This window comes from Rhizobium sp. BK275 (genome assembly GCF_014193555.1).
Classification (GTDB): Bacteria; Pseudomonadota; Alphaproteobacteria; order Rhizobiales; family Rhizobiaceae; genus Rhizobium.
Map to the genome: position 1 here is coordinate 87,847 of NZ_JACHZL010000010.1, position 13,484 is coordinate 101,330.

Below are 13,484 nucleotides of genomic sequence, written 5' to 3' on the forward strand. Positions count from 1 at the left end.
CGCTGATAGACCGGCCGCCCGGCCACATATCTCTCCCGTGATGCTGCCGCCCGTTCCGTATGAGTAAAACGATCCGGTTGACTGGATCGCTTTGTCCGCTTCACCGTCGCGCCCGTCTTCAATCGGGATCTCGGAGCCGTACTTTTCCAGGCATTCAGCGATCGTCGGCGGATGGCGCTCTGGACGCTCCATGGACATCATCTCTGGCGACGCTCTGCATCGGCCAGTCCCTTAAGCCTCGTCCGCGATCCATGCGAGCGAAGCTCCATGCGGGTCGGTCCAGGCGACAGGAGAGCGGTTCACGGACAGGAGGAAGCGCCCGGGTGGCCAGCTCGTTCCTGCGCGCGCGGCGATGGATGGGAATGCGCGGGGGAACTCGTTCGATACCCAATAGGGCGCGAGCCGCATCGCCTGCTCGGCGAAAGCCTCCCTGTCTGCGGGGTCGGAGATGTAGTCGAGGACAGCCGTGTGAAAGACGACAAGGGTGGCGTCCTTAGGCGCTTGCCAGCAGAGCCGGGCGAACTCGCTCCCGCGCAGGTCACCCTTCACGATCCGTGGTTTGACCGTGGCGGCGATCTTGACGGCCGCCTGCAGATTGGCAAGCCGTTCCGTCTGCTCCGGCCAGACCAGTGTCTCAAGCCATGCGACCTGCGCAGGATCCGAAGCATCGATTGGACTGAGGTCCAACCCCGCTCGCCAGACGACGCGTGGTGCGGCCGTCGGCAATGGGGTCGTCTTACTGGCGGAGCAACGCAAGACTGGCGGCTCTGAGCCCATCACGGGGGCGCGGATCGCCTTGTCGCCGTAATCGTAACCATAGAGATCGGGCAGGAGGCAGAGCCCTGCGGAGGTGCCGACCTCGAGGAGCGCCAGCGGCTGCGGCAATCGCGCGAGGACAGGGAGCAGCGAGGCGCACCGTCCCGGTTCGTTGGTTTGTGTCGAACGCTCGAGCATCAGCGAACGGACAGCGTCGGGATGGGCCAGCAGTGCCTGGCGGAACTCGGCCCAGCCCGTCGGCGTGCCGAACAGGTGACGCACCGCCGCAAGCAGAAGGTTCGGTTGCCTTTTCATATCGGGGAGGGTCGACAGGAAGCCGAGTGTCTCCCGGTCCCCGGCAACCGCGCGCGCCAACGCCTCGTAGAGCGGCGAACGGCCGTGGGCTTCCGTATCGGCGAAGTGAACATACCGGGCCGAGATCTCAGCCAAGCCTTCCTCGTCCATATCAGCTGATCCCCGATTTCGACGTCTGGCCACAATACAGGATATCAGGATCGGATGGCAGTCAATGGACTACCGATACGCGGTGGTCGAATGACCAAGGACCAATCGGATGCCGACCTGACAGCCTGGCTATTCGACAGCCTGATATGGGTCACGTGACGATGTTCGCGCCGACCTGAAAATCTGCTGATGAAAACCCGAGGCCTCGAGTTGCCCATCCGGTGGGAAGACAAAATCTGCCGCAGTCGCTTTCCAGATCTCCGAAGCTGAGGGGAGGAACGAGGCGCCACCTCAACCTCCCTCATTCCTGTGCTTGTCACAGGAATCCAGCCACCGCGCGTCCGCGCGGTGAATGACTCTCACACGTCACAAGCGAAAAAGTCTCTCCTGCCCAAGGACTTGGGCAGGCTGGATCCCTGTGACAAGCACAGGGATGAGGGTGGGGAGGAGGGCCGAACCGCCTAAAGTAAGCCTTCGCGGCTTCCGAAAAGCGGCAATACCCCCACAGGTTTAACCGTTACCCACCCTGACACCGCGCATCCGATTAAGCCAGATCTCGATTGCGGCGTTGATATTTACTCCAATGCCGATGAAATTAGGTTGAAGCATGAATATTCTGTTGGCCCTCTCTAAGAGCGTTGCCACGTCGCTCTCCTCTCTGCCGACATCTCTTAGAAAATCCGGATTTCGACCTTGGGCAAACCTCACCAAGGCACTGAAGAAAGCGGCGAGATCTCCGTATTTCTGCTCCGCGCGACGGAGAGATATGATGATTTTAAAACTCTCCAAATGTAGATGATCAGGATGGGTGTCTGTCAGAACCAGCGCCGGAAACAAGTCCTCGAGACCCTCTTGGTTCTCACCAAAATACCTTGATATTACTTCTTTAGAAAATAGATTTTCGTCAAATCCATCGACGATAACGGCGTCTTGACCAATTTCTCGCGCAATGTTGAGAAAATTTCCTCGAAGTTCCTCCTGTTGCCTGGAACGAATTCCGTTTCCTACTATGAATATATAAAGATCAACGTCATCATCGATAGGCAGTGATGCCAGAGAACTCAAATGATATCCCATTTCATCCTCCCTCAATAGGACACGTTTTCCCTGAAATACTACACGCAATTTTAAATTTTGTCGATCATTTGAGTATCCTCTCGGTGGTGTATGCCGAGTTGATAACTTTCAGCCGCCCCCCCCCCCGCCTCCCTTCAAACATACCCCAACAACGTCTCAACCCTCAGGTCCGCCGTGCCGGACAGGGGGGTGCCCCACGGCACACCATCACCTCACCCCCGCAGTTCCCCCTTCAAATGGTCCGCCAGCCGCAGCGCCAGCGCCACGGCCGGAAGCGTCGGGTTGGCCTGGCCGGACACCGGGAACACCGAGCTGCCGGCGACATAGAGGTTGGTGAGGTCGTGGCAGCGGCAGTTGCCGTCGACGACGCTCGTGCGGGGCGAGGCGCCCATTCTCGTCAGGCCGATCTGGTGGTAGCCGTCGAGCGCCTGGCGGCGGACGGCGGCGGAGAGCGTTTCCTCGGGGTGGAGCCATTCGACGGTGCCGATCCGCCGTCTGGTGATCCATTTGGCCAGCGCATGGTGGCTCCTGATCAGCGAGGCGAGGTCTTCCTCGGCGAAGTCGAAGCTGACGGCCAGCCGTTTCAGGCCGGTTTCGTCGACCTCGGAGCTCAGCCGCACGCGGTTTGCGGCGGCCGGCAGCTGCTCGCCGTGATAGGCGAGCCAATAGAGATGTTCGTCGTTCTTCACGAAGAAATTCGGCTGGCGCTCGGATTTCAGCGCCGCCGTCGTCAGCTGCAGGGCGGCGTTGAAGCTCTCCACGGGGTTTGCGACCAGATCGGACAGCGAGGCGGTATCCGGCGCCTTCGCCTTGAAGGACATGCGGCGCATCCTGCGCCTGCCTGATATCGCCCTGATCATGTTCAGCGTCGCGCGGGCGCCCGCCGTCGAATAGACTTCCTCGAGCGGCGGGCTGCGCAGCCAGAAGACGCTGTTCAGCAGCTCATGCTCCTTCTGCAGTCTGCAGCTCGGGATCAGCCGCGAGCGGAACCAGGCGCCGGTGCCGTTGCGCCGGAAGAACAGCTTTTCCATGAAGGAGCGGTCGGCAAAGCGGATGCGGGCGATCTCGCCGGCCAGATGCCCCATGTAATAGCGCCCGAGCGGGCCTTCCGGGCCGCCGAAGAGCCGCGGCGCGATCTCCTGCGCCGCCAGCAGCAGCCGGGCATTTTCCCGCCCGCCGCAGGCCAGCACGAAGATCGTGGCGCCCAGCGAATGCAGCTTGCCGCGATGCCACACGAGCGCCCGTTTCATGCGGGCGCCTTCGCGGTCGAGATCGAGGCCGATCACGGTGGCCTGGGTGACGAGATGCAGGTTCGGCAAGCTCTCGATCAGCGTCCCGTGGGCCTTCGCCATATCCGGCTGGCTGGCCCAGCTTTCGACCGAGGGTTCGAAATCGCCGCCCGGATCATCTCGCAGATTATCTCGTAGATCCGGCCTCCCGGCGGCGGGCAGCTCGGCGCCGAGAAAGGCGCGGGCATCGTCGTAATAGGCCCTGAAGGCGCTGTGTTCGATCGGCCAGCGCGCATCGCCGCGCACCGGCCTGCCATCGAAATCGCTGTCGTCGAATTCCACGCACCGGCCGCCCCAGGCTTTCGAGGTGCCGCCGACCGCCCGCCTTATGGTCAGGCTCGCTTCGGCATGATGGGCGGTGCTGATGGAGGCCGCCGCCGCCAGCCGGTTCGTCTTTGCCGAGATCGTCCTGCCGCCGGACTCCAAGAGCGCGACCGAAAGCCCCGACCGGGCAAGTGCCGTGCCCAGCGCCAGACCGACAGGCCCGGAGCCGACGACGCACACGTCGACGCGCCCCGCAAGCAGGCTTTGAAGCGACGAAATCATTTCACCACCCCCCGGCTATGATGGCGGGATCATAGCCGTATTTTGCGGTGTCGTGTAATGTAATTTTAGCGTTATTCAGCCGTCGGTTGTTGTGATGTCGTGAAGGCTTGCGGAGCTGGCACAGAAGTGATGACCTCTCGACTCCAATCCCTCGTTTTGTCAGCGACTTGGCCCGCGGCAAATGCTAGAGCTCTGGTCAGAGCCCTTTGGGCGCGGAAAAGGACCAGGGAACCATGACGAGTGCACTCCTCATCATCGATATGCAGATGGTCATGCAGGAGCGGCTTGATGCCGGGCGCGCGCATGTGAACGGCGAGGCGGGGAATAATATCGCAGCCCTTGCCGCCGCCTTCCGCGCCGCCCGCAAGCCGGTCATCCATATCCGCCATCGCGAGGCCGACGAGAGCTCGGCGCTCAACGAACATGCGCCGGGATACCGGCCGATGCCCTGCGCCGTGGCGCGGGAGAACGAGCCGGTCTTCATCAAATCCACCTCGTCGGCCTTTGCCTCCACCGAGCTCGAAGGCTATCTGCGCGAGGTCGGGATCACGCATCTGGTCGTGACGGGAGCGGTCGCCGGCTTCTGCGTCAATACCACCGTGCGCGCCGGTTCCGACCTCGGCTTCAAGATGAGCGTCGTCAAGGACGCCGTGCTCGGCTTCGACCTGCCGGATGCCGATCTGTCGGCACGGGAGATCTTCGACGTGACGATGGCGCATCTGGCCTCCGATTTCGCCGAGATGGTCGAGACGCGGCAGCTGACGGCCATGCAGCCTGCTTGACTTCGACGTCTAATCCCGCTTCTCGCCCACCAGAGCGAAGATCGGTCCGTAGCCGCCGTGCCAGGATGTGTCGTTGCGGCTGAGCGCCGGATTGTAGAGCCCGGTGCCGTTTCCGCCGTCGAGGAAAAGTGCGTCGGGGCATTTCAGCCCGTCGCGGAAGAAGCTTGCGAAATCGTGGAAGTTCACGTCGCCTTCGCTGATGACGAAGCGCAGCGTGCCGTCGGCTGAGAGCCCGACGCCGTTGCGGCGCGTGCGGTCGCTCGAGCCTGGTATGAAGATCGGGTTGATCTTGCCTGACATGACCAGCATCGGGCCGGATTGCGTGGCGAGCTGCACGTTCGGTTTCTGCTTCAGGAAGTCTTCGGTCGGGACGATATGGGCGCCGGCCTTATCGAGATAGAAGATGCCGTTCGGCTGCTTGAAGAAGTTCGGCACCGGGCCGGAAACCTTCGGCGGCGCCTCCACGTTGACCGGTATCAGCGCCTTGCCATCCTCGACATAAAGCCCCATCGGCGTAAAATCCTCGCGGTACATGCCAGCATTCATGGCAAAGAGGAGCCGATGTCCTTCACCGGTGACAGCATCGGCGACGCCCGAAAACCTGCGATAGGGCTTGCCGCCGGCATCCTTCCAGAACAGGAGCAGATCCGCCTTGGCGGGATCGACGCCGCAGACGATATAGTCGGCGCCTTCGAAGTTTTGGCGCGCGCAGGGGTCTGCCGGCGCCGGCGTGGCGTCTGCATCCGGAGCCTGTGCTTTGGCGGTGAGGGCACCGGCAAGGAGCAGGGCAAAGGCGAACATGGTGCGAAGCATGGCATCTCCTGACTCGTAACCCGTCACTCGTAGCTGATGACGGGGAAAGAAGGCGAGAGCGAGGAGCAAATTAACGTCTACCTGCGAAGCTTGCCGTATGCACACGCTGACCGACCTGCTGCCCTGGATATTGGCCCTACCGCCCGCCCTTTGGGAGATCTGGCGCGTGCGAAAAGCCTATGGCTGGGCGCTCGGCAGCATCGCAAGTATCATCGTTTTTGGAGGCATCGTCCTGTGGGTCGAAGTGGTGATAGGAACCGCGCCGCAGCTCGATATGCGGTTCGGCCCTGCGGGCGCTGCGCAGGCGCTTTGCCTGCTGATCGGGCCGCCGGCGGTCACCGTCTGGATCGCACCGAAATCGAGCCTTGCCGCCGGCATCTTCGCCGGTACCATCGCCGGCTTCTGCCTCTTGTTGCTCACGGCGGTCATCGGGCTTGCCGTGTATGGAGCCTGATCAGAAGCGAGGTCATTGAATCAGTCGTCGCGATGTCGCAGAAATCAGGAAAGCAGGTGTCGCTTCGCCGGTTTTTTGCGACGGCGGTTTCACGAGACTGATAGACAGAGGAGGAGTTATGTCGCTTACGGAGCAGCAGTTCTTCGAATTCGTCCGCCGTAACCCTGTAAACGCTGAATTATTGAGCCGGCTGCGCGCCCTCCAGATCCCCCAAGGCATTCTAACCGCCGGCTGCCTCGTCCAGACGGTTTGGAATTTAAAGTCCGGTCATGATCCTCAGTATGGGATAAAAGACTACGACATCTTTTATTTCGATGACTCCGACCTGTCATGGGAGGCGGAAGACGTCGTCATTCGCCGAGTGCAGCAGGCGGTCGCCGATCTATCCGCGAAGGTGGAGATCAAGAACCAGGCGCGGGTCCACCTCTGGTACAAGGACAAGTTCGGAGCGGAATATCCAGCACTACAAAAGGCGGAGGATGGCATCGACCGTTATCTTACCCTTTGCACAAGGGTTGGTATTCGCCTTTGCGACGACAGCCTTTATGCTCCCGATGGCTTGGATGACATGTGGAATGGCATCCTGCGCCTGAACTCTCTCAATCCTCAGCTTGAATTATACCTGATCAAATGCACCCAGTATCTACAGCGGTGGCCGTGGCTGACGATTGTTGATGGCCAAACAGGGGCGGCAGCGCACCACGACGCTGACGTTCGCACATAATCCACGCCGGCTGTCTATCGCGAAGATCCCGCTTGGCTCTAACTCTCAGTGAGACGGGCGCCATAGTACGCCGCCTCTGTGCTCGTCGGGCTGGCTAAGGAAACGGAAATTTCTCAAGAAAATCGTTACAATCCCGCCGGATATCACCCGATTGGGGGTAGCGATTTCCCTGATGACGGCTAGGCTGAAGTCGGCCTTGTGGAGCTGGGCCAAATTGACGCAATTTCGAGGCCGTCTCTCCCGACGAGCCTCTTTTTTTGAGCGCCGGGGGGCATGGTTCAGCCTGCGCAGAAACTACCGGGCGTGAACGCCCAGCAGGTCGAATTCGTCGATCAGCCCGACCACCTTCTTGCCATCGAATGTCTCGGCGCCGATGATGCTTTTCCCATCGTATTTCTCGGCCTGCAGGATGATGACGTATTTGTCTTCCTGGCGGAAATAGCCGTATTGCGGGATTTCGATATCGATCGGCTTTCCGTAGCTTTGGTCATCCTGCCCGGTGGCAAAGATCGCCGTTCCGTTATCGACATCCTCTGGGGCTGCGGCCCGGCCGGTTAAAAAGCCCGAGTTCGGCAGGGCCGGCCACTTGGCGGCGCCGCTGAAAAGCAGGGCGGCGCAAAGTGCTACGGCAAGCGCCCTTATTGTCTTGAACTCAGTCGTCTTTGCCATGGTCCACTCCTGCCGTGCGAGGAAGGGGCGAGAGGTGCGTCATCCTATGAATTCTCCCTGCAGCCGGAAGTTCCCAAAAACCGCCAACCGAAGGCAAGGGCAAGATGGGATGGCGGCACTGCACAATTTTATTCGCGATGGCGCATATAGGGCAAAGGGCATCCGGTAGCCGGATACCGGTGGGGCAGGGCGCACAAGCCGGTCTAGCCGTCTGCCTGATCCGCTTCACGCGTCATCTCGATCATCGTCGGGCGGAAGCCCATGGCGGCAAAGAGGCTGCGGGCGGTCTCGTTGCGGTAGGCGGTCGAGAGCACGAAGCGTTCGGCGCCGAGGGATTTCAATCCGGCCATCGCCGCTTCCAGGAGCAGTCTCCCGACGCCTTCGCGGCGGCGTGCCGGATCGACGAAGAGGTCGTGGATGACGCCCGCCGGCCCGCGCAGCGACATGTAGTCGAAGCCCTGCAGCTCCGCATAGGCATAGCCGACCAGCGCGCCGTCCTCTTCGGCGACGATGACGATGACTTCGGGCCGAGTGACTTGGCTCTTGAGGAACTGCCCGTATCGCAACGGCGTGCTTTTCGCCGCTTCGATGAAGCGCCTGGCATCCAGTTCATGATGCATCGCGACGAGCAGGGCGCCGAAGCCGCCGAGGATTTCCATGTCGCCGGGATTGGCAGGGCGGATCTTGACTGCATGTTCAACCGGCTTCGTCGGCATAGGTGTGATTCCAGGTGGGCTTTCGATCGGGGATCCTGACGACATTGCGGCCGGTTGCAAGGCTATATCTTCGCGAGTGGCGGCCGAACGCCGGTTATCCGGGATCCACCAGCACCGGACTGCCACTGGCCCCTTCGTCATCCTCGGGCTTGTCCCGAGGATCTGCCGCCGCCCGCAGTAGATCCTCGGGACAAGCCCGAGGATGACGTTGCGTTAGTCGGCCCGAATAAAAAATCCATCACCAAATCAGCCGCTTGCAGCAAAAACTTGCAGGTGATTCGAAGTTTTTCCGGCTGTGTCTGTTGCCAAATTTAAAATTGACCGTATATTACGCAAATCGACCATTGCTTGTGACGTCGTTGAAGAGCCATTGCGCTCTCGCCAGATTTCCTTCCAAATAATCGACCCAAGCCCGCAGGGTATCGCGGGAATTTCAACGGTTGCTTTGAAAGGAGATCGTTATGAATACAGGTACAGTCAAGTGGTTCAACGCCACCAAGGGTTTCGGTTTTATCCAGCCGGATAACGGCGGCGCCGACGTTTTCGTCCATATTTCTGCAGTTGAACGCGCAGGCCTGCGCTCGCTCGCAGACGGACAGAAGGTCAGCTACGACATCGTGCAGGACCGCCGCTCGGGCAAGAGCTCTGCCGATAACCTCCGGGCTGCCTAAGAACTTGTCACGACTTCGCGCGACCACGGATGTACTGGCGCGCGGAGACGATGACTGAGGCCAGGCACTGGCCAGGGAAGGTCGGGAGCAGTCCCGGCCTTTAATTTTTGTTTCATGAGGGTAGAACGACATGGCATATCGTCGTTACCGGCCGGGTGACACCATTGTGCTGAAGAATGGCGTTCTCGGCAACGCGCAGCCCTCGGGTTCCGGCAACATTCTATCCGTCCTGCCGGCTGCGCAGGGTTTCGTTCATTACCGCGTGCGGTTTCAGAACGAAAATTTCGAGCGCAGCGTCCGCCAGGATGATATAGACGTGCTCGCATCGCCCTCGTCGCCCTTGCCTTCCGAGGCGCGGGCGGTTACCGAGAGTCCGAAATCGAGCTGGATCAATTCGAATTCGATCCGCATCAGGAAATAACAGCAGCAACGCTGATTAAGGAGAAAACTTGCAGGTACTCGTCCGAGACAACAATGTCGACCAAGCCCTCCGCGTGCTCAAGAAGAAGCTGCAGCGCGAAGGTGTGTTCCGCGAAATGAAGGAACGCAGCGCCTATGAAAAGCCGTCGGAAAAGCGCGCCCGCGAAAAGGGCGAAGCCATCCGCCGCGCCCGCAAGCTCGCCCGCAAGCAGGCGCAGCGCGAAGGCCTGCTGCCGGCACCGAAGAAGAAGGTGATCGCTCGCGGCGCCCGCTGACGCTTTCCCGGTCTCAGGATCCAACGAGGAGGAGGAGACATGACCGAGTCGAAGGATACGTTCTTCAAGCCCGAAAAGCTTTCGCCGCAGGCGAAGGCTGAGCAGACGACGTCTGTCGCCAAGGGCATCCTCGAAAGCGAAGCTGCCGCCCGGCAGAAGAAAACGGAAAAGCTGCGTGCGCTGAGGCTCGCCCAGCCGGTGCCCGAGGCACCGGCGAAGAAGGGCAAGGCGAAGAAGGGGTAGGGGCTTTTAGGTCTCGCCTTGATTTGGCTTTGGTATGATTGATATTTTGAGGCGGTGTTCCTTAGGGTGCCGCCTTTTTTGCGTTGTGCCGTGGGCACCCCCGCTCGGGGGGAGCGGGTAGCTGATCTGCCCGGCTCAGGGGGTAGCGATCGTCGTGCAGGCCACATTTCCAAAGCGGTCACGAAAAGGCCGGGGTTTCAAAGCTCCGGCCTTCTAAACGATGGCGGTCCGTTGCGGATTTCAATGGAACGTAACTGCCCGTTCCGGCACGGAGATCTCTTCTTCTGCAAGGCCGCTGAGTGCGACGACCACCTCGTCAATGGACCAGCCGACGCTCAGAGCATGGTCGATCAGCTGGTGAAAATCGGTTTCGAGGTAGTCCTTGCAATCGTCAAGACGATCTGCCGCAATAATAATTGCGCGTGAATTCAGGACCTTGGTCATGGCCTTATCCTTTTCTGCGAACATAACCGGCGTGCCCGGTTATAGTTCCAATTCCGCAGCATGTTCTTGCATGAATACTTAACAGCTTGCGACTGAGGCTCGCCCAGCCTGCGCCTGAAGCGCCGGCGAAGAAGCCCAGGGCGCCGAAGAAGGGGTAGGGGCTTTTGGGTCTCGCCTTGATTTGGTTTTGGTGTGATTGATATTTTGAGGCGGTGCTCCTTGGGGCCGCCTTTTTGCGTTGTGCCACACGGAACGCCCGCTTGTGAGGAGGGGTTTTCGCAGCAAAGCCTCGCCACTTACCATTTCACGCGCAGGCCCGCCGTTCCGCTGAGCGCATAGCTGTCGGCAAAATCCTTCAGCGATGATTTCGCCGCCACTTCGCCATAGAGCTGATAGCGGTCCCCGCTCCAACGATACGAACCGCCGAAGGCGAGGCCGGCCCAGACGGGGTCGTTCCTGTTTTCGAAGCCGAGGCCGGAGACGGTGACGGCGGTGCCGTCCAGGAACTCGCCATAGAGATTGGCGATGCCGTAGAATTTCGTCAGTGCCGTCTCACCGTCTGCCCGCTGAACCTGCTCTTCGCGGTCGAGCGCCAGGCCGAGCCGGCCGACGAGGCTGTCGCCGTCATCGAGCGAAACCCGCGCGCCGAAGCGGTCATTGAACGTGTCGAAGTCGACGGAGGAATAGACGAGTTGCGCCTGCGGCGTGATCGACCACGGTCCGGAGGCTGAAAAACGCCGGCCCGTCTCGATGCCCAGCGCGTAACCGAAGCCATTGTTGCCGCTCTCCATCGCGCCGTCGACGAGATCGGATGTCAGGTCGCTGTCGAACCAGGTGACCTGGCTCTGCGCGTCGGCATAGAAGCCGTTATCGCCATACCAGGTGAGCGTGGCGCCAAGTCCCACGCCCGTCGTGTCGATATCGCCATTGCCGTAGAGGGAGTCGATATTGCCCGAGACCGTGCCGTAATGGACGGTGAGGCCGCCGATCAGCCGGCCGCCCTGATCCTGATAGAGCTCGCCATCCAGACCGCCTTCCAGCTTGAACATGTCATAGTCGTAGCTCCCGACGGTCGTGGCGCTATCGGGCTCGATTTCGGCGTGCGTGCCCTCGGTGCGCAGCCAGACATTGTCGAGTCCTTTGGCTGATGTTGCCTTGCCGTCGTCTCTCCAGTAGTGGTCGCCGATGCGCTGTTGGAGCGTGGAAAGCCCGTTCAGGGCGAGCAGGAGCTGCGGATAGGCTTCGTAGAGGGGAACGCCCGGCTGATAAAGCGGCCCGCTGGCAGCACCGGGAAAGGCGAGATCGGAGCGCAGATACCAGTCGCCATCACCAGGCGTCGACACGCCATTCTGATAGAGCCGGTAGGCATAGGCGCCGCCGACCACGGCCTGATCGCCCTGAAAGACATAGTCACCGAGCAGTGAGAAGCTGCCGGCCGAGGTGCCGCCGACATCGACGATCTTGATGCCCTCGACGGTCTGCGCGCCGGTGCCGCCGAGATTGGTGACACGCACATTCGTGGTGCCCGACGTATTGCCGGTCACCACCAGCCGGTCGGTCGGGGAGGCATCGCCGCCGAGCACGGATTCGATGGCGAGCGTGCCGCCGTTGCCGATGTAGTTGCCTGAAATCGTCAGCGTGCCGATCGAATTGCCGGGCGCAACCGTGCCGGAATTGCTCACGTCGCCAAAGATCGTACCGCTGCCGCCGAGCGTGCCGAAATTGGTGATATCGCCGATGACGCTGGCGGGCGCGCTGTGATCGCCGATCAGCAGCGTGCCGTCGTAGATCGTCCAGTCCGTCGTGGCGGTGCCGACGCCCGTCAGCAGCCAGGTGCTCGTGCCGGTTTTCTCAAAGGTGTCGAAGTTCCGGTATTGCTGGGCAGCACCGATTGCCGAAACATCGAAGCTGTCGCTGTCGCTGCCGGTGCCGCCGAGGCGCAGCACGTCTGTCGTCGGCGTGACGCCCGCAATGATGTTGCCTTCTATGATCGAGCCCGGCTGCAGTTCGAGCGTAACCTTGCCCGTCGTCGCGGCCGACCGGTCGATCGCGTTCGCCTGGCCGGTGCCGGCGCGGATCGTGCCGCTATTGACGATGTCGAGGCTCAATGTTCCGCTAGACGCGCCGATGGCAGCAGCACCCGTTCCGCCCTCGATCGTGCCGGAATTGACGATCTGGCCCGCAGTTCCTCCTTGCGCGAGAATGCCGACACCTGCAGTAATTCCGTTGGTTGGCCCGTTTCCTCCGCGGATCGTCCCTATGTTGAGGATCGTATTAGGGCCTCCAATCGCATTGCCGTAAGAGACGCCCGCTCCACCGCCAGCCGACGTGCTGTCGCCACCCACAATAATGCCGTTGTTGGTGAGCGACGAACCAGTCAGCACGCGCACGCCGGCACCGCCTGACGCACCGGCACCGCCGGCGCCGCCGCCATTGCCGCCACGGATCGATCCTTGATTGGTGAATGTGGTGGCAGAAACGACAGCGCCGATTTGCCCTGCCGTCGTGGCGGCGGCGCCGGCATTTGCTCCCACCAGAGTGCCGGAGAACGTGACCGGGACGAGAGCTCCAGTCGATTGCTGGATTGTGAGAGCGCCTCTGGTCGTGAGGGCTGTCGCATCGTAGGTATTTGAGAGGACAAAGCCGTTGGTGTCGATCGTGATCGGCTTCGTCGGGATCGGCAGTGTCGCCGTTGAAATAGAAAAACTGCCGGTCATGTAGATCGTCGCATTGGCGTCGCCATCGGCATTGGCCGACTGGATGGCGGCGCGCAGGGCGGCGTCGCTGCCTGCGGGATAGGTTCCGGCCCATGCCGGGGACGAGATGCAACAGGCCAGCGCCAACGCTGCGAGGCTGACGCCCGTGAGAAACTTGGCTTTTTCAGAATTCAGGATGCCAATCGCACCACTCACGCTCGCCCCCGTATAAATTGATAGGAATATTGCGTCATGCTTTTGAAAATGTGTGTTTGCCCTGTCTGCTTGCATCGCAGCGGGTGAGGGGATCACAAGGCAAGGTTGCTGCGCTTCCCACCTTCCGATACCGCGCCGGACGAAATTGATAAAGGCCAATTTATGCCGGGTTGGAAATGAGAATCTGTTGGTCAAAGCCGTAGAGGCTGTTTGTGACACTTATTTAAA

Annotated in this window: 15 protein-coding genes; 7 read left to right on the forward strand and 8 right to left on the reverse strand. The window is 60.9% G+C overall.

The annotated features are described in order from the left end of the window. Positions 1 to 231: 231 nt before the first annotated feature. The 3 genes from FHT82_RS27425 to FHT82_RS27435 all read right to left on the reverse strand — a co-directional run bounded on the left by FHT82_RS27425 (position 232) and on the right by FHT82_RS27435 (position 4,133). Entirely contained in the window at positions 232 to 1,221 is a 990-nt protein-coding gene (locus tag FHT82_RS27425; protein ID WP_183735861.1) for a DUF2332 domain-containing protein, read from the reverse strand. 510 nt (positions 1,222 to 1,731) lie between these two features. Then, positions 1,732 to 2,298, reverse strand: coding sequence for a hypothetical protein (locus FHT82_RS27430; protein ID WP_183735862.1), 567 nt, complete (start codon positions 2,296 to 2,298; stop codon positions 1,732 to 1,734). A 212-nt stretch (positions 2,299 to 2,510) separates the two neighbouring features. Beyond that, the gene (locus tag FHT82_RS27435) at positions 2,511 to 4,133 is read right to left on the reverse strand and encodes a GMC oxidoreductase (RefSeq protein ID WP_183735863.1); all 1,623 of its coding nucleotides are present in this window, start codon (positions 4,131 to 4,133) and stop codon (positions 2,511 to 2,513) included. A gap of 233 nt (positions 4,134 to 4,366) precedes the next feature. Here FHT82_RS27435 and FHT82_RS27440 point away from each other — a divergent pair, with 233 nt between their 5' ends. After that, the gene (locus FHT82_RS27440; RefSeq protein WP_183735864.1) at positions 4,367 to 4,915 is read left to right on the forward strand and encodes an isochorismatase family protein; all 549 of its coding nucleotides are present in this window, start codon (positions 4,367 to 4,369) and stop codon (positions 4,913 to 4,915) included. 9 nt (positions 4,916 to 4,924) lie between these two features. On the opposite strand, the gene FHT82_RS27445 is transcribed toward FHT82_RS27440, so the two are convergent. Next, positions 4,925 to 5,728 (reverse strand): phosphodiester glycosidase family protein, encoded by an 804-nt coding sequence (locus FHT82_RS27445; RefSeq protein WP_183735865.1) that lies wholly within the window; start codon positions 5,726 to 5,728, stop codon positions 4,925 to 4,927. Positions 5,729 to 5,825: 97 nt separating this feature from the next. On the opposite strand from FHT82_RS27445, the gene FHT82_RS27450 reads away from it, so the two are divergent. Continuing rightward, entirely contained in the window at positions 5,826 to 6,182 is a 357-nt protein-coding gene (locus FHT82_RS27450; RefSeq protein WP_183735866.1) for a hypothetical protein, read from the forward strand. 118 nt (positions 6,183 to 6,300) lie between these two features. Further along, a complete protein-coding gene (locus FHT82_RS27455; protein ID WP_183735867.1) occupies positions 6,301 to 6,906 on the forward strand; it encodes a nucleotidyltransferase family protein in 606 nt (201 codons plus the stop codon). Positions 6,907 to 7,200: 294 nt separating this feature from the next. Here the strand turns inward: FHT82_RS27455 and FHT82_RS27460 are convergent, their stop codons facing one another. Both FHT82_RS27460 and FHT82_RS27465 read right to left on the reverse strand, forming a co-directional pair. Then, positions 7,201 to 7,575, reverse strand: a complete 375-nt coding sequence (locus FHT82_RS27460; protein ID WP_183735868.1) for a hypothetical protein — start codon at positions 7,573 to 7,575, stop codon at positions 7,201 to 7,203. Between the two features lie 203 nt (positions 7,576 to 7,778). After that, positions 7,779 to 8,291: a GNAT family N-acetyltransferase gene (locus tag FHT82_RS27465; RefSeq protein ID WP_183735869.1), complete on the reverse strand. Its 513-nt coding sequence runs from the start codon at positions 8,289 to 8,291 to the stop codon at positions 7,779 to 7,781. Positions 8,292 to 8,752: 461 nt separating this feature from the next. Between FHT82_RS27465 and FHT82_RS27470 the strand changes: the two genes are divergently transcribed. From FHT82_RS27470 to FHT82_RS27485, 4 genes are all read left to right on the forward strand, one after another. Then, positions 8,753 to 8,962 (forward strand): cold-shock protein, encoded by a 210-nt coding sequence (locus FHT82_RS27470; RefSeq protein WP_183735870.1) that lies wholly within the window; start codon positions 8,753 to 8,755, stop codon positions 8,960 to 8,962. Between the two features lie 130 nt (positions 8,963 to 9,092). Continuing rightward, positions 9,093 to 9,383: a cold-shock protein gene (locus tag FHT82_RS27475; RefSeq protein WP_183735871.1), complete on the forward strand. Its 291-nt coding sequence runs from the start codon at positions 9,093 to 9,095 to the stop codon at positions 9,381 to 9,383. Between the two features lie 28 nt (positions 9,384 to 9,411). Then, entirely contained in the window at positions 9,412 to 9,657 is a 246-nt protein-coding gene (gene rpsU, locus FHT82_RS27480; RefSeq protein ID WP_183735872.1) for a 30S ribosomal protein S21, read from the forward strand. A gap of 39 nt (positions 9,658 to 9,696) precedes the next feature. Then, a complete protein-coding gene (locus FHT82_RS27485) occupies positions 9,697 to 9,900 on the forward strand; it encodes a hypothetical protein (protein WP_183735873.1) in 204 nt (67 codons plus the stop codon). Between the two features lie 240 nt (positions 9,901 to 10,140). Here the strand turns inward: FHT82_RS27485 and FHT82_RS27490 are convergent, their stop codons facing one another. Both FHT82_RS27490 and FHT82_RS30605 read right to left on the reverse strand, forming a co-directional pair. Beyond that, the gene (locus tag FHT82_RS27490; protein ID WP_183735874.1) at positions 10,141 to 10,344 is read right to left on the reverse strand and encodes a hypothetical protein; all 204 of its coding nucleotides are present in this window, start codon (positions 10,342 to 10,344) and stop codon (positions 10,141 to 10,143) included. A 296-nt stretch (positions 10,345 to 10,640) separates the two neighbouring features. Beyond that, entirely contained in the window at positions 10,641 to 13,256 is a 2,616-nt protein-coding gene (locus tag FHT82_RS30605; RefSeq protein WP_348647666.1) for an autotransporter outer membrane beta-barrel domain-containing protein, read from the reverse strand. Positions 13,257 to 13,484 lie beyond the last annotated feature (228 nt).